Source organism: Pseudomonas sp. GL-R-19 (genome assembly GCF_019956375.1).
Lineage (GTDB): Bacteria > Pseudomonadota > Gammaproteobacteria > Pseudomonadales > Pseudomonadaceae > Aquipseudomonas.
In genome coordinates this window covers 75,952-96,340 of the sequence record NZ_JAHBDJ010000010.1, presented here as the reverse complement: position 1 = coordinate 96,340, position 20,389 = coordinate 75,952, and the positions used below count along the sequence as shown (strand labels likewise).

Annotated in this window: 16 protein-coding genes and 1 pseudogene; 11 read left to right on the top strand and 6 right to left on the bottom strand. The window is 59.9% G+C overall.

Annotated features, from left to right (window positions below; genetic code table 11):
* Positions 1-105 precede the first annotated feature (105 nt).
* On the bottom strand, positions 106-2,841 hold the full coding sequence (gene secA / locus KGA83_RS06180) for a preprotein translocase subunit SecA (RefSeq protein WP_223529120.1): 2,736 nt from the start codon (positions 2,839-2,841) through the stop codon (positions 106-108).
* Between the two features lie 307 nt (positions 2,842-3,148).
* Between secA and KGA83_RS06175 the strand changes: the two genes are divergently transcribed.
* Positions 3,149-3,607: a DUF721 domain-containing protein gene (locus KGA83_RS06175; RefSeq protein WP_223529116.1), complete on the top strand. Its 459-nt coding sequence runs from the start codon at positions 3,149-3,151 to the stop codon at positions 3,605-3,607.
* 118 nt (positions 3,608-3,725) lie between these two features.
* On the opposite strand, the gene KGA83_RS06170 is transcribed toward KGA83_RS06175, so the two are convergent.
* Complete coding sequence (locus KGA83_RS06170; RefSeq protein WP_223529113.1) at positions 3,726-5,204, bottom strand: helicase HerA-like domain-containing protein; 1,479 nt, start codon at positions 5,202-5,204, stop codon at positions 3,726-3,728.
* 188 nt (positions 5,205-5,392) lie between these two features.
* Between KGA83_RS06170 and KGA83_RS06165 the strand changes: the two genes are divergently transcribed.
* The 3 genes from KGA83_RS06165 (at position 5,393) to KGA83_RS06155 (ending at position 9,365) form a co-directional block, all read left to right on the top strand.
* Positions 5,393-7,282, top strand: a complete 1,890-nt coding sequence (locus KGA83_RS06165; protein ID WP_115947364.1) for a methyl-accepting chemotaxis protein — start codon at positions 5,393-5,395, stop codon at positions 7,280-7,282.
* A gap of 201 nt (positions 7,283-7,483) precedes the next feature.
* Positions 7,484-8,596, top strand: coding sequence for a glycosyltransferase family 4 protein (locus KGA83_RS06160; RefSeq protein WP_108215081.1), 1,113 nt, complete (start codon positions 7,484-7,486; stop codon positions 8,594-8,596).
* The gene (locus tag KGA83_RS06155; RefSeq protein ID WP_108215080.1) at positions 8,589-9,365 is read left to right on the top strand and encodes a DUF2334 domain-containing protein; all 777 of its coding nucleotides are present in this window, start codon (positions 8,589-8,591) and stop codon (positions 9,363-9,365) included. Before KGA83_RS06160 ends, KGA83_RS06155 begins: the two co-directional genes overlap by 8 nt.
* 61 nt (positions 9,366-9,426) lie before the next feature.
* On the opposite strand, the gene KGA83_RS06150 is transcribed toward KGA83_RS06155, so the two are convergent.
* Complete coding sequence (locus KGA83_RS06150; RefSeq protein ID WP_178086775.1) at positions 9,427-9,603, bottom strand: hypothetical protein; 177 nt, start codon at positions 9,601-9,603, stop codon at positions 9,427-9,429.
* An 86-nt stretch (positions 9,604-9,689) separates the two neighbouring features.
* Complete coding sequence (purU, locus tag KGA83_RS06145; RefSeq protein WP_223529104.1) at positions 9,690-10,538, bottom strand: formyltetrahydrofolate deformylase; 849 nt, start codon at positions 10,536-10,538, stop codon at positions 9,690-9,692.
* 335 nt (positions 10,539-10,873) lie between these two features.
* Between purU and mvaT the strand changes: the two genes are divergently transcribed.
* Positions 10,874-11,251 (top strand): histone-like nucleoid-structuring protein MvaT, encoded by a 378-nt coding sequence (gene mvaT / locus KGA83_RS06140; RefSeq protein ID WP_007933316.1) that lies wholly within the window; start codon positions 10,874-10,876, stop codon positions 11,249-11,251.
* 98 nt (positions 11,252-11,349) lie between these two features.
* Here mvaT and sbcB read toward each other — a convergent pair whose 3' ends face one another.
* Entirely contained in the window at positions 11,350-12,780 is a 1,431-nt protein-coding gene (gene sbcB, locus KGA83_RS06135) for an exodeoxyribonuclease I (protein WP_115947367.1), read from the bottom strand.
* 186 nt (positions 12,781-12,966) lie between these two features.
* Here sbcB and KGA83_RS06130 point away from each other — a divergent pair, with 186 nt between their 5' ends.
* From KGA83_RS06130 to KGA83_RS06105, 6 genes and pseudogenes are all read left to right on the top strand, one after another.
* Positions 12,967-13,692, top strand: coding sequence for an RDD family protein (locus KGA83_RS06130; RefSeq protein ID WP_108215077.1), 726 nt, complete (start codon positions 12,967-12,969; stop codon positions 13,690-13,692).
* Positions 13,689-14,666, top strand: coding sequence for a stage II sporulation protein M (locus KGA83_RS06125; protein WP_223529101.1), 978 nt, complete (start codon positions 13,689-13,691; stop codon positions 14,664-14,666). Before KGA83_RS06130 ends, KGA83_RS06125 begins: the two co-directional genes overlap by 4 nt.
* On the top strand, positions 14,653-16,197 hold the full coding sequence (locus KGA83_RS06120) for a DUF4129 domain-containing protein (protein WP_108215075.1): 1,545 nt from the start codon (positions 14,653-14,655) through the stop codon (positions 16,195-16,197). The genes KGA83_RS06125 and KGA83_RS06120 overlap by 14 nt, the downstream gene beginning before the upstream one ends.
* On the top strand, positions 16,194-17,357 hold the full coding sequence (locus KGA83_RS06115) for a DUF4350 domain-containing protein (protein WP_108215074.1): 1,164 nt from the start codon (positions 16,194-16,196) through the stop codon (positions 17,355-17,357). Before KGA83_RS06120 ends, KGA83_RS06115 begins: the two co-directional genes overlap by 4 nt.
* Complete coding sequence (locus tag KGA83_RS06110) at positions 17,354-18,355, top strand: AAA family ATPase (protein WP_223529098.1); 1,002 nt, start codon at positions 17,354-17,356, stop codon at positions 18,353-18,355. Before KGA83_RS06115 ends, KGA83_RS06110 begins: the two co-directional genes overlap by 4 nt.
* A gap of 76 nt (positions 18,356-18,431) precedes the next feature.
* A pseudogene (locus KGA83_RS06105) lies at positions 18,432-19,763 on the top strand (DUF58 domain-containing protein).
* A 20-nt stretch (positions 19,764-19,783) separates the two neighbouring features.
* On the opposite strand, the gene KGA83_RS06100 reads toward KGA83_RS06105, so the two are convergent.
* Entirely contained in the window at positions 19,784-20,341 is a 558-nt protein-coding gene (locus KGA83_RS06100; protein ID WP_223529095.1) for a hypothetical protein, read from the bottom strand.
* Positions 20,342-20,389: the final 48 nt, after the last annotated feature.

The window sequence follows — 20,389 nt, the reverse complement described above, 5'->3', positions numbered from 1 at the left end:
TAAATGATGTCAGCACCGTTTCAGCAGAACGGTGGTTCGAATGGTAAAACGCCGCGACGGCAAAAGCCGGTCGCGGCGCAGGTATTTCAGCGTTTGAAACGGGTTTTACTGAATCTGCCCGTGGCAATGCTTGAACTTCTTGCCCGAACCGCAATAGCACAGCTCGTTGCGACCCAGCTTCTGCTCGTTGCGAACCGGGGCAGTAGCGAGAGCGACATCGACTTCTTCGCCCAACACTTCCGGGTGCTCAAGGCCTGGAGCTTCTTCATGCAGGAACTGCATGCGAGCGGCCAGTGCCTCGGCTTCCTGACGCAGGCGTTGCTCTTCTTCGATCGGGTCTTCGCGGCGAACCTGAACGTGGGACAACACACGGATCGAATCGCGCTTGATCGAATCGAGCAGCTCGGAGAACAGGGTGAACGACTCGCGCTTGTATTCCTGCTTCGGGTTCTTCTGGGCGTAACCACGCAAGTGAATACCGTGACGCAGGTGGTCCATGGTCGACAGGTGGTCTTTCCACAGGTCGTCCAGAACGCGCAGAACGATTTGTTTCTCGAAGGAGCGCAACGCTTCGGCGCCCGCCTGGTCTTCTTTCTCGTTGTACGCAGCGATCAGTTCCTGCATCAGTTTCTCGCGCAGGGTTTCTTCGTACAGGTGATCGTCTTCGTCGAGCCATTGCTGGATCGGCAGCGTCACACCGAAATCGCTCTGCAGCGCCGCTTCCAGGCCTGCCACGTCCCACTGCTCAGGCAGCGATTGTGGAGGAATGTGTGCGCTGACGGTGGCGTCCAGTACGTCCTGACGGAAGTCAGCGATGGTCTCACCGATGTTGTCGGCAGCCAGCAACGTGTTACGCATGTGATAAATCACTTTACGCTGTTCGTTGTTGACGTCGTCGAACTCGAGCAGTTGTTTACGAATGTCGAAGTTACGGCCTTCAACCTTGCGCTGAGCCTTTTCGATGGCGTTGGTCACCATGCGGTGCTCGATCGCTTCGCCAGGCTGCATGCCCAGGGCCTTCATGAAGTTCTTCACCCGGTCAGAGGCGAAGATGCGCATCAGGCTGTCTTCCAGCGACAGGTAGAAACGGCTGGAACCGGCGTCGCCCTGACGACCGGCACGACCACGCAGCTGGTTGTCGATACGGCGCGATTCGTGACGCTCGGACGCAATCACCTGCAAACCGCCCGATTCGAGCACTTGCTGGTGACGCTTCTGCCAGTCGGCCTTGATCTGGGCAATCTGCTCAGGGGTCGGGTTTTCCAGGGAAGCCACTTCCACTTCCCAGTTACCGCCCAAGAGGATGTCGGTACCACGACCGGCCATGTTGGTGGCGATGGTCAGTGCGCCCGGGCGACCGGCCTGGGCAATGATCTCGGCTTCCTTTTCGTGGAACTTGGCGTTCAGGACCTTGTGTTCGATGCCTTCCTTCACGAGCAGGCTGGACATGTGCTCGGAGGTTTCGATGGTGGCTGTACCCACCAGAACCGGACGGCCCGCAGCCATGCTTTCCTTGATATCGGCCACGATTGCCGCGTATTTCTCGTCGGCGGTCAGAAACACCAGGTCGTTGTAGTCTTTACGGGCCAGCGGCTTGTTCGGTGGAATCACCATGACCTGCAGGCCATAGATCTGGTGGAACTCGAACGCTTCGGTGTCGGCCGTACCGGTCATGCCGGACAGCTTGTTGTACAGACGGAAGTAGTTCTGGAAGGTGGTCGACGCCAGCGTCTGGCTTTCGGCCTGGATGTTCAGGTTTTCCTTGGCTTCGATGGCCTGGTGCAGGCCTTCGGACAAGCGGCGACCCGGCATGGTACGGCCGGTGTGCTCGTCGACCAGTACGACCTGACCGTCCTGCACGATGTATTCGACGTTGCGATGGAACAGCTTGTGCGCGCGCAGGCCGGCGTAAACGTGAGTCAGCAGGCTCAGGTTATGCGCCGAGTACAGGCTCTCGCCTTCAGCCAGCAGGCCGATGCGGGTCAGCATTTCTTCGACGTACTGGTGACCGGCTTCGTTGAGTTCGACCTGACGGGACTTCTCGTCGATGGTGTAGTGACCGGCCTGGGTCACTTCGCCTTCGACTTCTTCAACGTGCAGTTTGAGCTGCGGGATCAGCTTGTTGACCTCGATGTACAGCTTGGAGCTGTCCTCGGCCTGACCGGAGATGATCAGCGGCGTACGGGCTTCGTCGATGAGGATGGAGTCGACTTCGTCGATCACGGCAAAATTGAGTTCACGCTGGAATTTTTCTTCCATGCTGAACGCCATGTTGTCGCGCAGGTAATCGAAACCGAATTCGTTGTTGGTGCCGTAGGTGATGTCGGCGGCGTAGGCAGCACGCTTCTCTTCCGGCGGCTGGAACGGCGTGACCACGCCGACCGTCAGGCCGAGGAATTCATACAACGGACGCATCCAGTTGGCGTCACGGCGGGCCAGGTAGTCGTTCACCGTCACAACGTGCACACCATTGCCGGACAGCGCATTGAGGTAGACCGCCAGTGTTGCCACCAGGGTCTTGCCTTCACCGGTACGCATTTCCGCGATCATGCCTTCATGCAAGGTCATGCCGCCGATCAGCTGGACATCGAAGTGGCGCATGCCCATGACACGCTTGCCGGCTTCGCGGGCGACCGCAAAGGCTTCTGGCAGCAGTTGGTCGAGGGTTTCCCCTTTGGCGAGGCGGGCCTTGAACTCGCTGGTCTTGGCACGCAATTGATCGTCCGAAAGGGCCACCATTCGCTCTTCGAAGGCATTGACGAGTTGCACCGTCTTGAGCATGCGTTTGACTTCACGCTCGTTCTTGCTTCCAAAAAGTTTCTTTAACAAAGGCGCAAACATATCGGCAGGATCTTCCACACTAAAGGGATGGAGGGCGGCCCCGTGAGTCGCCCGTGCAGCCCTCATGGCCGCATGCGAACGAGCATTCTACCCGGAAACGATGGAGAGGAAAGTGGCGATATTCCACGATGCTGGCACAGCGCGTTGACGGGGCTCACTTAAAATAAGGGCGTTTTGCTCAACTTCAAGCCGTTCAAGGCAGAAGTTAGTTGTTGATTTAATGGGCAAAGCACCCACAAAAGCAATGGGCGGGTGCATCCGGTGCTTTCTGCTACCATGGCGCCTCTGTTACTTCAGGTGTCTGATCATGGCATTTCGCCCACTTACGGCCAAAGTACCTGCCGTTCTACTACGCGAAGCCAAGCCGCTGAAAGCCATTCTCGGCCACGCTCAACGCTTGGGTCATCTGCAGCGTTTACTCGAAAGCCAATTGCAACCCGCCGCTCGCGAGCATTGCCACGTGGCCTCCTGGCGCGAAGGCAGTTTGTTGCTGATTGTCACCGACGGTCATTGGGCAACCCGCCTGCGCTACCAGCAAAAGCGCCTGCAACGACAACTGCAACTGTTCGACGAGTTTGCCAATCTGACCCGGATCCTGTTCAAAGTTCAACCGCCGACCGTTCAGCAAGGTGCGGCCGGGCATACCATGGATTTGTCCAACGACGCGGCAGCGACCATCCAGGCCACGGCCGTTGGCATCAGCGACCCGAATTTGCGGGCCGCGCTGGAGCGACTGGCGGCGCACGCCAAAACCAAATCCTCATAGGCACCCCCTGTGGGAGCGAGCCTGCTCGCGAAGGCGGCATAACATTCAACAATGATGTTGCCTGACACACCGATTCGCGAGCAGGCTCGCTCCCACAGTTAGATCGTGTTCACTCAAGCTACCGGCGTTTTTTGCTACCTAGCAACGACCCCATCAAGCCGCGCACCAACTGTCGGCCAATCTGGTTCGCCGCCTGTTGCATCGCCGATTTCAGCGCCTTCCCTGCCGCTGTACCAAGGAACTCTCCCGCCTGTTCGGTGAAACTCGGTTCCTGTTTGCCCTGCTCCGCTTCGGCTTCGGGCGCCAGGCCTTTGCGCCCCATCAGCACCTCATAGGCTGATTCGCGATCGATCGGTTGGTCATAACGCCCTTTGAACGGTGAGCCTGCGATCAATATCGTGCGCTCGGCGTCGGTCAAAGGCCCGATCCGCGATTGCGGCGGCGCCACCAGCACCCGCTGGACCACTTCCGGCGTGCCTTTTTCCTGCAAGGTGCCGACCAGCGCCTCGCCGATCCCGAGCTCGGTCAACACCGACAACGCATCGAACACCGGATTCGGCCGGAAACCTTCGGCCACCGCGCGCAGGGACTTCTGCTCCTTGGCCGTAAACGCACGCAGACCATGCTGGATGCGCAAGCCCAACTGCGCGAGCACATCATCCGGCAGGTCACCCGGCGACTGGGTGACGAAATACACGCCAACGCCTTTCGAACGAATCAGCCGCACCACCTGCTCCAGACGATCGCGCAACGCCTGGGGCGTACCGTTGAACAACAAGTGGGCCTCGTCGAAGAACAGCGCCAGCAACGGTTTGTCGGCATCGCCACGCTCCGGCAACTGCTCGAACAGTTCGGCCAGCAGCCACAGCAGGAACGTCGCGTAGACCTTCGGTGCTTCATGCACCAGACGGCTGGCATCCAGCAAATGAATGCGCCCACGACCGTCCGCAGTGGGCTGGAGGATGTCTTCGAGTTGCAGCGCAGGCTCGCCGAACAGGGCTTCGGCACCCTGTTGCTCCAGGGTCGCCAGACGCCGCAGCAATGCCTGGCTGGAACCGGTGGTCATCAATGCCGCATCGTCGCCCAGCAACTGGGGGTTGTCCCGCAGGTGATTGAGCAATGCTTTCAGGTCCTTTAGATCGAGCAACAACAGGCCTTCGCGATCCGCCACCTTGAACGCGGCGTACAGCGCCGACTGCTGACTGTCGGTCAGTTCCAGCAGGCTGCCCAGCAGCAGCGGCCCCATTTCACTCAAGGTTGTGCGCAAAGGATGACCGGACTGACCGTGTACGTCCCACAACGTCACCGGATAAGCCTGAGGCTTGTAGGTGAGCCAGGGCATCCCGGCAATCCGCTCGGCGATCTTGCCCTGGGGGTTGCCAGCGGCACCTAGGCCACACAGGTCACCCTTGATGTCGGCGGCGAACACCGCCACACCAGCATCGCTGAAGGCTTCGGCCAATCGTTGCAAAGTGACGGTCTTGCCGGTGCCGGTCGCGCCTGCGATCAAACCGTGGCGGTTCGCCAGACGCATAGCCTGGGCAATCGGCTGCCCGTTGAGATCGGCACCGATAACGAGTTGCAGAGAGTCAGGCATTTGGTCACCCATGATTAATCTTTGGTCCTACACGGCCGATAGAGATAACGACAAAGCAGTCAGACACGATCTGGTCGGAAATTTCCCTAAGGAGAGTCGGAAAATTCACTTGCTTTCAACCTTGCCCGTCGTGCGCCCCTTTATAAAAGCACGCACTGGGCATTAAGACCTTAGCGGAACCCCAAGCCATGAACAAAAATCTGCGTTTCAGCCATAAAATCCTGCTTGCCGCCGCCCTTATTGTTATTGCCGCCTTCGCCTCATTCACGCTGTACAACGACTATTTGCAGCGCAACGCCATCCGCGAAGACCTTGATAACTATCTGCAGGAAATGGGCGCAGTGACCGCCAACAATATCCAGACCTGGTTGAACGGGCGCAGCCTGCTGATTGAAAACCTGTCACAAACTGTCGCGCTCAATCCCGATGCCGACAACGTTTCCAGGCTGCTTGTACAAAAAGCCGTGACCTCGACCTTCATGGGCGCCTACCTCGGCAACAAGGATGGCTCTTTCATCATTCGCCCGGACAGCAAGATGCCCGATGGCTATGACCCGCGTGCACGCCCTTGGTACAAGAGCGCGCAAGCCAGCAGCGGTTCGGCATTGACCGAGCCTTATATTGATCTGGCCTCCGGACAACTGGTGATTTCCATTGTCGACAGCGTTATCAAGGACGGCCAGAACATCGGCGTGGTCGGTGGCGACCTGAGCTTGCAGGTGATCGCCGACAGCCTTGGCACGCTGGACTTCGACGGCATGGGTTATGCCTTCCTGGTCAGTTCCGACGGCAAGATCCTGGTACATCCCGACAAAGCGCTGGCGATGAAGACGCTCAAGGATGTCTACCCGCAAGACACGCCGGCCATCAGCAGCGCAATGAGCGAGATCCAGGTCGACGGCAAAACCCGCATCGTGACCTTCACCCCGATCAAAGGCTTGTCGTCGGTCAATTGGTACATCGGTCTGTCGGTCGACAAGGAAAAGGCCTTCTCGATGCTCAGCGAGTTCCGCACCTCGGCGGTCGTTGCGACCGTGATTGCCGTGGCCATCATCATCGCCCTGCTCGGCATGCTGATTCGCATCCTGATCCAGCCATTGCACGTCATGACCCGTGCCATGGCTGATATCGCCGACGGCGAAGGCGACCTGACCAAACGCCTGACCATCCAGAACAATGACGAATTCGGCACCCTCGGCACTGCGTTCAACCGCTTCGTCGAGCGCATTCACGGCTCGATCCGCGAAGTGTCCTCGGCCACCGGGCAAGTCAACGAAGTGGCGTTGCGCGTGGTCGCGGCTTCCAACTCGTCGATGTTCAACTCCGACCAGCAAGCCTCGCGCACCAGCAGCGTCGCAGCCGCCATCAACCAGCTAGGCGCCGCCGCCCAGGAAATTGCCCGCAACGCCGCCCAGGCGTCGAGCCAGGCCAGCGATGCCCGCAGCCTGGCCGAGGATGGTCAACACGTGGTGGACCGCAGCATCGTGGCGATGAATCAACTGTCGAGCATGCTCAGCGCATCGAGTTCCAACATCGAGTCGCTGAACAGCAAAACGGTGAACATCGGGCAGATTCTCGAAGTGATCACCAGCATTTCCCAACAGACCAACTTGCTGGCGCTCAACGCCGCGATTGAAGCCGCCCGTGCCGGTGAAGCCGGTCGTGGTTTTGCCGTGGTGGCGGACGAGGTGCGCAACCTGGCACATCGCACCCAGGAATCGGCGCAACAGGTGCAAACCATGATCGAGGAGCTGCAGGTCGGCGCCCGGGAATCGGTCAGCACCATGAGCGACAGTCAACGCCATAGCCAGGACAGCGTGGAGATCGCCAACCTCGCGGGCGAACGCCTGAACAGCGTGACGCTGCGTATCGGTGAAATCGACGGCATGAACCAGTCGGTGGCCACCGCAACCGAAGAACAGACCGCCGTGGTGGAGTCGATCAACGTCGACATCACCGAGATCAACACGCTGAATCAGGAAGGCGTGGAAAACCTGCAATCGACATTGCGCGCGTGCTCGGACCTTGAGCAGCAGGCGGCGCGGTTGAAGCAGCTGGTAGGCAGTTTCCGTATCTAGTGCCTGGACCGGCCTCTTCGCTGGCAAACCAGCTCCTACAGGGTTTAGCGTGAAGTCTGTAGGAGCTGGCTTGTCGGATCGCCGCACCGCAGCGAACGCCTCGTCTCAACCCTCTCTACCTCCACCCGCACAACCCCAACCGAACATCTATCCTTCATATAGGTCAACCAAGGGAGTACCGGGACTGGAGGACCGTTCATCGTGCATATCGCTGACATCACCATGTTCTACGCCCCTGCCAGCGGTGGCGTACGCACTTATCTGGATGCGAAGCACCGTCGTTTGGGCATCAAACCGGGCATTCGCCACAGTTTGCTGATTCCCGGATCTTCTTTTAGCGAACAGGATGGTATTTACACCGTTCCGGCCCCTGCCCTGCCCTTCGGCAAGGGCTATCGCTTCCCTCTGCGCCTCGCGCCGTGGCGCAATGTCTTGCAGGATTTGCAGCCTGACCTGATCGAAGTCGGCGATCCTTATCTCACGGCCTGGGCGGCGCTGGATGCGCGGCGCCAACTCGATGTGCCGGTCATCGGCTTTTATCACTCGGACCTGCCCCTGCTGGTCAGCAATCGCATGGGCCATTGGGTGACCAACAACGTCGAGGCCTATGTCAGCAAGCTCTACGGCAACTTTGACCGCGTACTGGCGCCCAGTCAGGTCATGGCCGACAAGCTCACCGGGCTTGGAGTCAAGAATGTGTTTGTGCAACCGCTCGGCGTCGACCTGCAGACCTTCAATCCCGATGCCAGAGACCCCGGGCTGCGAGCCGAGTTGGGCCTGGACGAAAACACCCGCCTGCTGATCTTCGCCGGGCGCGGATCCAAGGAAAAAAACCTGCCGGTGCTGCTCGACTGCATGAAACGCCTGGGCCGGCGCTATCACCTGCTGCTGGTTGGTTCGTCAATGCCCACGGCCGTGCCGTCCAACGTGACGGTGATCGACGAGTTCTGCCCGGCGGCGCAGGTGGCCCGCCTGATGGCCAGCGCCGATGCACTGTTGCACGCCGGCGATCAGGAAACCTTCGGCCTGGTCATTCTGGAGGCCATGGCCAGCGGTATTCCGGTGGTGGCCGTGGCGGCCGGGGCCTTCGAGGAAATCGTCAGCGAGGACTGCGGCCGGCTCTGCGCGCCGAACAATCCCGCCGCGATGGCCACCGCCGTTCGAGAATTGTTCGGGTCGGGCAACACAACGCTGGGCAAACACGCGCGGTTGCATGTCGAACGGCATTACGCCTGGGACACCGTGGTCAGCAGCTTGTTGCGCCACTACCACGCCGTGCTCGGCAGCCAATGGCCGCTGACAGCCAATGGTTGAGTCCATGAACAGTCCCGCCTTACTGCTGGTACTGCACGACGTGGCACCGCTAACCTGGGCCGATTACCAGCCGTTCGTCAAAGCCGTCGACGCTTTGGATGGCGTGCCGATCACCTGGCTGGTGGTGCCGGACTTCCACAAACACAACAACCTTGACGCCCATCCGCAATTTCGCCACCAGCTCAGTACCAGGCTCGCCCGGGGCGACGAACTGGCGCTGCATGGCTACTTCCACTGCGACGACGGGCCGATGGCCAGCAATCCCCGAGACTGGTTCATGCGTCGGGTCTACACCCACGAAGGCGAGTTTTACCCTTTGTCGCAGGAAGCCGCCCTTGCCCGCTTGCGTTCGGGCATCGAGATGTTCCACCGCCATGACTGGCCGCTGGAGGGGTTCGTCGCCCCTGCCTGGCTGATGAGCCAAGGCACCCGCCAGGCATTGCGCCAATTGCCGTTGAGTTACACCAGCGACTCGCAGCACTTGTACCGGCTGCCGGATTTCACCGCGTTCGAGGCGCCGGGGCTGGTGTGGAGTGCGCGCAGTGTCTGGCGCCGAGGCGTATCGAAGCTCGTCAGCGACCGCCGTGAACAACGCTGGCAGCAGGCGCCGGTGATTCGCCTGGGCCTGCACCCGGTGGACATGCGCCATGAGTTTTCGCGCCGATACTGGCTACAAACCCTCGAGCGCCTGCTCGACAACGGACGTGTTCCGATGACCAAGGCCCAGTGGCTGGCGCTGCAAAACGACCGTGTGGGTCGTGCGGCATGAGTCGCGGACTGCAGTTGCTCGTTAACCTGCTCGCGGGCGGTGCTGATAACGTTGATGAAACTCAGACAGGCCTGGGTTTGTCCTCGGGCTCTTGCTGCAACTGCTCCCACAACTGCGCGGCATCAGGAAACTCCGTACCCGTTTCAGGCCCCATGTCATCCGGGTCGTAGCGGCTCAGGCAACCCTCGCCCAGCGTGGCGGGAGCCTTGGAGGTGGCTTTGTCCAGTGGATCGGTCATGGTCATGTCCTCGGTGCAGAAACGGCGAAGGGCCTGAAGCGATTGAACGCCCAGGCCCTTCGAATTTCAACTGTGCCGCAGGTCTGTCAGAAGACGACGGTTTTGTTGCCGTGTACCAGCACCCGGTCTTCCAGGTGATAACGCAGGCCACGGGCCAGCACCATCTTCTCGACATCGCGGCCGAAACGCACCATGTCTTCGATGCTGTCACTGTGGCTGACGCGCACCACGTCCTGCTCGATGATCGGGCCGGCATCCAGCTCTTCGGTCACATAGTGGCAGGTCGCGCCGATCAGCTTCACGCCACGCAGGGAGGCCTGGTGATACGGTTTGGCACCGACGAACGACGGCAGGAAGCTGTGGTGAATGTTGATGACCTTGTGCGCGTATTCACGGCACAACTGCGGCGGCAGGATTTGCATGTAACGGGCAAGCACCACCACTTCGGCGTCATGCTGTTTGACCAGGCGCGAAACCTCGGAGAAGGCCGGCTGCTTGTCCTGCGGATTGACCGGGACGTGGTAGTACGGAATGCCGTGCCACTCCACCATGCTGCGCAAGTCATCATGGTTGGAAATCACACAGGAAATTTCGCAGTCCAGTTCATCGCTGTGCCAGCGGTGCAGCAAGTCGGCCAGGCAGTGCGACTCGCGGCTGGCCATCAGGACCACGCGTTTCTTTTGTTCGGTATCGGTGATGCGCCAGTCCATCGAGAACTCTTCGGCGATCGGGGCAAAGGCTTCGCGAAACGCTTCGATACCAAATGGCAGGGAGTCGGCACGGATCTCGTGACGCATGAAGAACCAGCCACTGAGGTTGTCCGAGTGATGGCTCGCTTCAGTGATCCAGCCGTTGTGTGATGCCAGAAAGTTACTGACTTTGGCAACGATGCCAACACGGTCCGGGCAAGAAATCACCAGACGAAAGGTGCGCATGAGGGGGGAACTCCAGAACTTCGCAAAGGCCGCCATTCTAGCGATTGCGCAGCAAAACTGCAGTATTGTTGACGTTTGCCCTCCCCGAAGGTCAGAGCGGCAGGACGGACAGCGCCCGTGGCGGTTCGCCCGAATGCTCTAGCGGTACCGGTCAAATGTTAATTTATGTATATCCGGCAGACCTGGACCACACTAATACATGCATTACCGACGTGCGCCAAAGACACAGCAATTAAATTAAATAAAGTTGGCTTAAATGTTTACTTGATGAAACACCGTGACTATTATTGCCGCACTGTCACCTGCCATCCAGCGCACAACATAAGGTAGTCCACATGTCCTTGATCAACGAATATCGCGCCACCGAAGAAGCTATCAAAGAGCTGCAAGCCCGTTTGAAGAACCTGTCCCAAGACGACAAACTGCAAACCGAGCTGGAATTCGAAGGCAAACTGCGCACCCTGATGGGTGAATACTCGAAATCCCTGCGCGACATCATCGCGCTGTTGGATCCAGAATCCAAAACCAAGGCACCACGCGGCGGCGCAGTGAAAACTACCGGCACCAAGCGTGCTCGCAAAGTTAAACAATACAAAAACCCGCACAACGGTGAAGTCATCGAAACCAAAGGTGGCAACCACAAGACTCTGAAAGAGTGGAAAGCCAAGTGGGGCGGTGACGTGGTGGAAGGCTGGGCTACCCTGCTGGGCTAAGCTTCAGAGCTTGTCGCAGACGGATCCGTGACAAAAAAAACGCCAGCAAATGCTGGCGTTTTTTATGCCCGGTGTTTTAAGCCCTGGCATGTTCGATTTCAAAGACGCAAACGCTGACGCAATCCCTGGACATAATCCTGCCACTCGCTGAGCACCCCCTGCTGAAACGGAGTAGCACTAACGCTCAATTGGGCCGCGGCCTCTACAAAACTTTCAAGGGTATTTGGCGCCCCCCACTCGGGTTCTGACAAACGTTTCTGACAGAATATTCGCCAGCGTTCTTGCTCCTCGGAATTCAACGTGTCGGAAAAGTTACGTGCGCGATATCGAAACAGCAATTCAGGCAAACGTTCGTCATCGAAAGGCCACTGCTGTTGTGCCAATTGTACCGGGTCAACGGTTCTGACTTGCTCGCACAATCGCCGATCCCGATCACCGATAAATCCATCATATAACTGTTGCTCCGGATCCTGGCTCTGGGAAAAATCTTCGCGAGCATAGATCGCCAGGATTTTATCCAGCCAAACTTTCCTGGCGTCATTGAGCTGCAACACTCGCTGCTGATACAGCGCCATATCCAGCCCCAGACGCTGCTGATCTTCCTGGCGAAGTACCGACAACGGTGCCACCACCGGGCACTTGTTGATGTGAATCAGCTTCAACGGCACCGGCAACTCGCCTTCGGCCAGCTCGTCACGGCGGGTATACAAGCGCTGACGCAAGCTTTCGGCATCCAGATCGAGCAAGCCCTGGGGATCGAGGTGCAGGTCACAGACAATCAGGGCGTTCTTGTTGCGCGGGTGCCAGGCCAGCGGCAACACCACACCCACATAGCTGCGCGCGGCCGAAAAACGCCCGGAAACATGCACCAGCGGTTGCAGCAGGCGTATCTGGTCCATGACTTTTTGCTTGCTGCGCAGTTGAAACAGCCAGTCGTACAGTTTTGGCTGTTTTTCCCGTATCAGGCGCGCCAGGGCGATCGTCGCGCGAACGTCCGACAGCGCTTCGTGGGCATTGCCATGGTCGATGCCGTTGGCAGCGGTCAGGCGTTCGAGCTTGAGCGTGACCCGTCCCTCGTCATCGGTCGGCCAGACCAGGCCATCGGGGCGCAAGGCATAGGCGGCGCGCACCACATCGATCAGGTCCCAGCGGCTGTTGCCGCCCTGCCATTCCCGCGCATAAGGGTCGAAAAAGTTTCGGTACAGGCTGTAGCGGGTCATCTCGTCGTCGAAACGCAAGGTGTTATACCCCGCGCCACAGGTACCGGGCGCGGCCAGTTGCGCATGCACCCGGGTCATGAAGTCGGCTTCGCTCAAGCCTTGCGCCTGCAGTTGCCCGGGGGTGATTCCGGTGATGGTGCAGGCGGCAGGATGCGGCAGGATGTCGTCACTGGGCTGGCAGTAAAGATTGACCGGCGCGTCGATTTCATTGAGATCGAAGTCGGTGCGCAGGCCGGCCATTTGCAACGGACGGTCGCAACGGGGATTGATGCCAGTGGTTTCGTAGTCGTACCAGAAGATGGAGGTCACGGGCGATTCCTGAACTGAAGATCGGCAAAGTCTAGGCGTTCACCTCCCGCCCCGGCCAGTAGTCTTGTCATTCAAGCACCTTGCGCGACTCGCCATGCACTACATAGTTATGTCGTCTCCCCCGTATAGGCTGCTAGCATCGGATGGACAAAGAATCCCGATCCAGGCCACATCGTCAGGTTGCCCATGCTCGAGACCACAGCACTGCCAGGGAACGCGCCGCTGTCACCGCCACTGGATACGCGGTACCAGGTCGAAACACCGGAGGGCGTCGACCTGCCACTGCGGCCAGCCGGGCTGATGGTCCGCGCGCTGGCATTCTCCATCGATCTTGGTTTGCGCGGCCTGGTCCTGGGCGTGCTGTTCATAGCACTGGCGATGCTCGGCAAACTGGGCGCCGGGCTCGGTTCGATCCTGCTGTTCGTAGTGAATTGGTGGTACATGGTGCTGTTCGAGGTACTGAACCACGGCCGCTCGCCAGGCAAGCAATGGATGGGACTGCAGGTGGTGCACGACGATGGCACCCCGGTTGGCTGGTCCGCTTCGCTGCTGCGCAACCTGCTGCGCGTTGTTGACCTGTTGCCCTTCGGTTACTTCCTCGGGGCCATCAGTTGCCTGCAACATCCCCACTTCAAGCGCCTCGGCGATATCGCCGCCGGGACCCTGGTGATCTACCGCGAACAATCGCACACCCGGCCCGAACCCCCTGAAGCCCAGCCCCGCCGCCCGGCCTTTGCCCTGACACTCACCGAGCAACAGGCGATTCTCGGGTTTACCGAGCGCCAGGGCGAACTCTCCCAGGCGCGGGTCAATGAACTGGCCGCGATCCTCGCCCAACCATTAAAAGTCCAGCCTGCACAGGCGGTGACCGAGCTCAATGGCATCGCCCGCGGCTTGCTGGGGCCGACATGAAGCAAAGCCTGTTTGAAAGCCGGCACAAGGCCGAATGGGACCGCTTCTCCCACCTGCTCGAGCAGTTGGAACGCGACGGCAAAGTCACCGACACCAGCGGTTTCCCAAAGGATTACCGACGCCTCTGCCAACACTTGGCACTCGCACGGGAGCGTGGCTACAGCAGTTTTCTGATCGAAGTCTTACAGCAACAAGTGCTGCGCGGGCATCAACAGCTTTACCGACACCGCAGCGGTCTGGGGCCCAACATGCTGGCATTCATCCTGGCCGACTTTCCGCGACTGGTGCGCGAACAGTGGCGTTTCGTCCTCGCCGCCAGCCTGATGTTCTTTGCCAGCCTGGCCGGCTTCGCGCTGCTGGTGTACCTGTACCCGGATCTGGTCTACAACCTGATCCCCGCCGAACAGGTCAGTGAGATGCAAAGCATGTACGACCCCGTTGCCGGTCACCTCGGGCGCACGGCGGAGCGGGCCGCCAGTGAGGACTGGGCGATGTTCGGCTACTACATCATGCACAACATCGGCATCGCCTTTCAGACCTTCGCCAGTGGTTTGCTGTTCGGCCTGGGCAGCGTGTTTTTCCTGATTTTCAACGGCCTGATGATCGGGGCGGTGGCCGGGCACCTGACCTACGTCGGCTACGGGCAAACCTTTTGGTCATTCGTGATCGGCCATGGCGCTTTCGAACTCAGCGCCATCGCCCTGGCCGGTGCCGCTGGCCTGAAGCTGGGCTGGGCGTTGATCGCCCCGGGGCGCCTGCCACGGGGCGAGGCCTTGCGATTGGCGGCGCGCAAGAGCGTGCTGCTGATCTGCGGGGTCATGCTGTTTCTGTTGATCGCGGCCTTTATCGAAGCCTATTGGTCGTCAATGACCGGCCCTTCGCACCAGACCAAGTACCTGGTCGGCGCCGCGCTCTGGCTGCTGGTGGTGGTTTATCTCGTGTTCGCCGGACGTCGCCGCCATGCGCCTGAGTGACGCCACGGTGGTGATTCGCCCGCGCTCGACCTGGGAAGCCATGGACCTCGGGGTGCTCCTGAGCCAGCGCCACCGACGCCTGTTAATGACCAGTTGGGCCATGGTCACCTTGCCCATTTTCGTGCTGCTCAGTTGGGGATTCCGGGATTCGCCCTCGCTCGCCGTGTTCATTTTCTGGTGGCTGAAGCCGGCGTTCGAACGCTTGCCCTTGTACATCCTGTCCAAAGCCATGTTCGGTGAAACGCCCACGCTCAAGCAGGCCCTGCACCAATGGCCGCGCCTGCTCAAACCGCAATTGCTGGCCAGCCTGACCTGGAGACGCCTGAGTTTGCACCGCAGCTTCGTCATGCCGGTGGTGCAGCTCGAAGGACTCCACGGGCAGCAACGGCAACAGCGCCTACAGGTGCTGTTGCAGCGAGACGCCGGCGCCGCACGCTGGCTGACGATCATCGGTGCGCACCTGGAGGGCGCGTTGTGGATCGGCTTGATGGTGCTGTTCTATCTACTCCTGCCACAGCAGGTCGCGCTCGACTGGAGCTGGCAGTCGCTGATCTCGGCGGCCAACCAGGACTGGCGTTGGCTGGAACACCTGACCAACGGCTTTTATGCACTGGTGCTGGTGGTCTGGGAGCCGATCTATGTCGCCTGCGGCTTCAGCCTTTACCTGAACCGGCGCACCGTGCTGGAGGCCTGGGATATCGAACTGGTGTTCCGCCGAATGCGCCAGCGCCTCACCAGTGCAGGCGCTGTCCTGTTGATGGCCGTGATTTTGCAGGTGCCGACCACCCACAACCTGTGGGCCGCCGAACCGGCCATCTCACCCGACAGCCCGCGCCTGCTGGACCAGCCCCTGACCAGCCAGGCCTCCAGGGACAGCATCAAGTCGATCCTCGAACAGCCGCCCTTCAAGAACCGGGAAACGGTGACGCGCTACCGCTTTGGCGAAGAGCAATCGAGTGCTGAAGCCGCGGATAATGGCAAGACACCGCAATGGTTGAAGGCCCTGTTGAAGCTGTTCGAGGGGCAACGCTTCGGGGCATTGGCGACCCTGATTGAAATCGTGCTGTGGGGCATCGTCATAGGTGCCGTCGGCCTGTTGATCTGGCGCTATCGCGACGGGTTGCAGGCGTTCGTCAGCCTTCGACCAATCCCCGTCAACAGAGCCACGGGACCGTTACCGCAGCAGGCATTCGGCATGGACCTCAAGCCCGAATCCCTGCCCGCCGACATCGCCGCCCACGCCGAAAGTCTTTGGCAGACTCATCCACGCGAAGCGCTTGGTCTGCTTTATCGCGCCCTGCTCAGCCACCTGTTGCACGACTTCAACATCGCGCTCAAGTCCGCCGACACTGAAGGCCAGGTGCTCCAGCGTATCGAGCTATTACAGCAACCGGCCTTGCTGGCCTACAGCAAAAACCTGACCGGGCACTGGCAAAACATGGCCTACGGTCATCGCCTGCCGCCCGCTCAGGTGCAGCAGGAACTGTGTAACGGCTGGCGCATTCTGTTCGGCTCGCAGGTTGTCCGTTGAATCGGCGCTGGGGGTCGATAGCCGCTGCGTTGGTCGCCGTGTTGCTGGCGACGCTGGGCTTTTATCTGTACCTCAAGGCAACCCCCTACCAGACCGACATCGACCACGGTCCCTCCCCCGAAGCCAGGGCCAACCCATATCTGGCGGCGGAGCTGTTCCTGCGCAAGCAAGGCCTGAGCGTCGACCACGCCAACGGCCTCGACATCCTGCCCAGCCTCGACCCGCATCAACACAGCCTGCTGTTGCTCGGGGATCGCTACAACATGACCCCACGGCAGATCGACCAGGTGCTGAACTGGACCCGGGCCGGCGGGCGGCTTCTGTTCGTCGCCGAATCGCTGTGGGATGAAAAAATCGGCCATAGCAATGACCTGCTGCTCGATCGGGTGCAACTGCACCAATCTCTGAGCAAAGACCTCAAGGACCCGCCGCCGGATGTCGGTGACGATCCGTACCCGCAACTGACCAAGCTCTATCTGGAAAACGAAGACGCCCCGGCCTATGCCGGTTTCGATACCGCGTTCCATCTCGAAGACCCGAAAAACCTCGCCCAGGCCTGGGCCAACAGCGCCAGGGCCACGCACATGATGCAACTCAAATACGGCCTCGGCTCGATCATCGTGGTCACCGATGCCGACTTGTGGAAAACCCCGGCCATCGACCGGTACGACAACGCCTGGCTGCTTTGGTACCTGACCGCCGACACCCGCGTGACGCTGATCTTCAACACCGATCACGACAGCCTGCCGACCTTGCTGCTGCGTTACTTTCCCCAGGCGCTGGTCGCGTTGTTCGCTTTGATCGGCCTGGGTTTCTGGCACTTCGGTGTGCGTCAGGGGCCATTGCTGGAACCGGCGCCGAAAGCGCGCCGTCAGCTGCAGGAGCACCTGCGCGCCAGTGCCGACTTCCTGTTGCGCCGCAACGGTCAGGCCGGCCTGCTGCAAGCCTTGCAGCAAGACATCCTGCGGCGCGTGCGGCGTCGCCATCCCGGTTTTGAACAGCTCGCCGTCGCCGAACAATGGCTGGTGCTCGCGCGCCTGACCGGCCAACCCACACGCGCCATCAGCCAGGCCATGAGCCCGCGACCGAAGCAACGGCTTTCCAGCGTTGAATTCAGCCGTCAGGTCGCCCACCTGCAAACCTTGAGGAACGCCCTATGAGTCATCCGATCGAGCCCGACGCAGCGAGTCATGCCACTCAACAACGTCAGCGTGCCAGCCACCTGGCCCAGGCCGTACGCCATGAATTGCAAAAAGCCTTGATCGGCCAGGACAGTGTGATCGACGACGTCCTGACGGCGCTGATCGCCGGCGGCCATGTGCTGCTCGAAGGCGTACCGGGTTTGGGCAAGACCCTGTTGGTGCGCGCCCTCGCCCGCTGCTTCGGCGGTGAGTTCGCGCGCATCCAGTTCACCCCGGACCTGATGCCGAGCGACGTCACCGGGCATGCGGTGTATGACTTGCAGACCGAGCAATTCAAGCTGCGCAAAGGGCCGTTGTTTACCAACCTGTTGCTCGCCGACGAGATCAACCGTGCCCCGGCGAAAACCCAGGCGGCGCTGCTCGAAGCCATGCAGGAGCGGCAAGTCACCCTCGAAGGCCGGCCATTGCCGATTGCGCAGCCGTTCATGGTGCTCGCCACGCAAAACCCGATCGAACAGGAAGGTACCTATCCGCTACCGGAAGCCGAACTCGACCGCTTCATGCTCAAGGTACGTATGGATTACCCCGACGCCGACCAGGAGTTGAACATGGTCCGTCAGGTCAGCCGCTCGACCCGGGCCGACATGCTCGATGTCCAACCGATCCGCACGTTGTTGCAGGCCAAGGATGTACTGGCCCTGCAACGCATCGCCAGCGACCTGCCGCTGGACGATCAGGTGCTCGATTACGCCGTGCGCCTGGCACGCTCCACCCGCAACTGGCCCGGCCTGACCCTCGGTGCCGGGCCTCGGGCCTCCATTGCCCTGGTGCGATGTGCCAGGGCACGCGCCTTGTTGCGCGGCGGCGAGTTCGTGATTCCGGATGACATAAAGGGCTGCGCCCTGGCGGTGCTGCGCCATCGCGTACGCATCGCGCCGGAGCTGGATATAGAAGGGCTGGAAGTCGATCAGGTGCTGCGGCAACTGCTCGACCAAGTGCCGGCGCCACGGGTTTGAACGTCGTGGCCCGCTGTGCACCTGTAGGAGCTGCCGAAGGCTGCGATCTTTTGATCTGGCTGCACGGTGTTACCCCATGAAACCCTCGCGCCTGCTGTTGATCTGGCTGGCACTGCTGCTGGTTATCGGCATCGTGCTCGGTGCATTGCGGGCGCTGGACGTCACCGTTCCTTCGAGCCTGTTGTCGATCAACTGGGGATTGCTGCTGGCGCTGCTGGCCCTGGCAATACTCGACGCCATCGGCCTCCAACGCCTGCCCTCCCCCCGCATACGACGACAAATGCGTGGCAGCCTGGCGCTGGGTCGCTAGAGTGAAGTGCGACTGGAAGTCGTGCATGACTTCCCCCAACCACTGAACATACAGATCTTCGACCATGTGCCCAACGGCCTGAGCTTCGAAAACCTTCCCCTTTCGGTCGAACTTCAGCCCGGCCAGCACAGCGAGGCTGGCTATCGCCTGCGCCCACTCAAGCGCGGCCACTTCACCTTCGAACATTGCGAAGTCAACCTGCCGAGTCCATTGGGCCTTTGGTCCGGCAAACGTCTACTCAGCGTGACCGACCACACCCGCGTCTACCCCGACTTCGCGCGCCTCTACGGCGGCCAACTGCTGGCGGTGGACAACTGGCTCAGCCAGCTCGGCGTGCGCCAGCGACAACGACGCGGCCTGGGCTTGGAGTTTCACCAGCTCAGGGAGTTTCGCGAAGGCGACAGCCTGCGCCAGATCGACTGGAAAGCCACCGCCCGCCAACGTACACCGATCGCACGGGAGTATCAGGATGAGCGCGACCAGCAGATTATCTTCATGCTCGACTGCGGCCGGCATATGCGCAGCCAGGATGATGAGCTGTCGCACTTCGATCACGCGCTCAATGCCTGTCTGTTGCTGAGCTACGTGGCGTTACGGCAGGGCGATGCGGTGGGGCTGAGTACAATTGCCAGCGAACAGCCGCGCTACCTTGCACCGGTAAAAGGCACCAGCCATCTCAACACACTGCTCAACACGGTCTATGACCTGGAAAGCACTCACCACAGTGTTGATTATCAGGCCGCTGCCAGCCTGTTACTGGCTCGGCAGCAGCGCCGGGCGCTGGTGGTCTTGGTGACCAACTTGCGCGTTGAGGACGATGAAGATTTGCTGACCGCCGTCAATCGCATGGGCAAGGCGCACCGGGTGATAGTCGCCAGCCTGAGGGAAGACGTGCTCGACAGTCTGCGCCATACACCGGTGCAAACCTTGCAGGAGGCACTGGCCTATTGCGGCACGGTTGATTACCTGAATGCACGGGCAGAACTCCATGAGCGGTTGAGTGCTCATGGAGTGCAGGTGGTGGATGCCCGACCTGAACAGTTGGGCCCTGCTCTGGTCACACACTACCTGAGTAGAAAAAAAGCAGGATCGATCTAGGGGGCGTTGTTGACGGTCATTCAACTCGACGATAAAACACGCCTGCTCTGCGGTTCGTAAACCCTATCGTCGAGTTGGATAGTTTTTAGTGCAAGGGGGATTAGTTTCACATCCACTTCAACATTTACCATACGCAGTGCGGCCCCACCGGTTTTGCTAGAACCATGCAACTGCACAGTAAAATCGGTATCCTCCGCCTCAAAAACATCCAGCTCATTCAGGTCATAGCGGTTCCAATCGGCAAGCGGCTGACTAGCAGTCTTGCCACTCAAATCAATGGGGAATTCTTTTCCCTTGCTGGTTATCACTACGACTTTTGAATTCTCGCCGTCTTGATAGTTTTCATACATAAAGGCAATCCGATACGCCACTCCCGTCATCTGGGATTCAGAAAAAGTGACCGTATCTATTTTCTGTTCCACCTTTGCAAGGTTATTCATTGCCAAGTAGTTACCTACAATATCATCATTCTGTATCACTGCGTTTCCCACGTTATCATGCGTCCAGGAGCTCCTCCAGTCTGAGGGAAATTTGCCGCGTAAAATCAAATTGCGCCCTTTGATATCGTCATCGTTCATGTTGCATTCACCTCTATCAATCAACAGTTGCGAGGTCGATGAATTCGA

Bases quoted from the DNA above. Each gene is read 5' to 3' on its own strand.
- secA (WP_223529120.1), bottom strand. From the start codon at position 2,841: ATGTTTGCGCCTTTGTTAAAGAAACTTTTTGGAAGCAAGAACGAGCGT.
- KGA83_RS06175 (WP_223529116.1), top strand. From the start codon at position 3,149: ATGGCATTTCGCCCACTTACGGCCAAAGTACCTGCCGTTCTACTACGC.
- KGA83_RS06170 (WP_223529113.1), bottom strand. From the start codon at position 5,204: ATGCCTGACTCTCTGCAACTCGTTATCGGTGCCGATCTCAACGGGCAG.
- KGA83_RS06165 (WP_115947364.1), top strand. From the start codon at position 5,393: ATGAACAAAAATCTGCGTTTCAGCCATAAAATCCTGCTTGCCGCCGCC.
- KGA83_RS06155 (WP_108215080.1), top strand. From the start codon at position 8,589: ATGGTTGAGTCCATGAACAGTCCCGCCTTACTGCTGGTACTGCACGAC.
- KGA83_RS06150 (WP_178086775.1), bottom strand. From the start codon at position 9,603: ATGACCGATCCACTGGACAAAGCCACCTCCAAGGCTCCCGCCACGCTG.
- purU (WP_223529104.1), bottom strand. From the start codon at position 10,538: ATGCGCACCTTTCGTCTGGTGATTTCTTGCCCGGACCGTGTTGGCATC.
- mvaT (WP_007933316.1), top strand. From the start codon at position 10,874: ATGTCCTTGATCAACGAATATCGCGCCACCGAAGAAGCTATCAAAGAG.
- KGA83_RS06130 (WP_108215077.1), top strand. From the start codon at position 12,967: ATGCTCGAGACCACAGCACTGCCAGGGAACGCGCCGCTGTCACCGCCA.
- KGA83_RS06125 (WP_223529101.1), top strand. From the start codon at position 13,689: ATGAAGCAAAGCCTGTTTGAAAGCCGGCACAAGGCCGAATGGGACCGC.
- KGA83_RS06120 (WP_108215075.1), top strand. From the start codon at position 14,653: ATGCGCCTGAGTGACGCCACGGTGGTGATTCGCCCGCGCTCGACCTGG.
- KGA83_RS06110 (WP_223529098.1), top strand. From the start codon at position 17,354: ATGAGTCATCCGATCGAGCCCGACGCAGCGAGTCATGCCACTCAACAA.
- KGA83_RS06100 (WP_223529095.1), bottom strand. From the start codon at position 20,341: ATGAACGATGACGATATCAAAGGGCGCAATTTGATTTTACGCGGCAAA.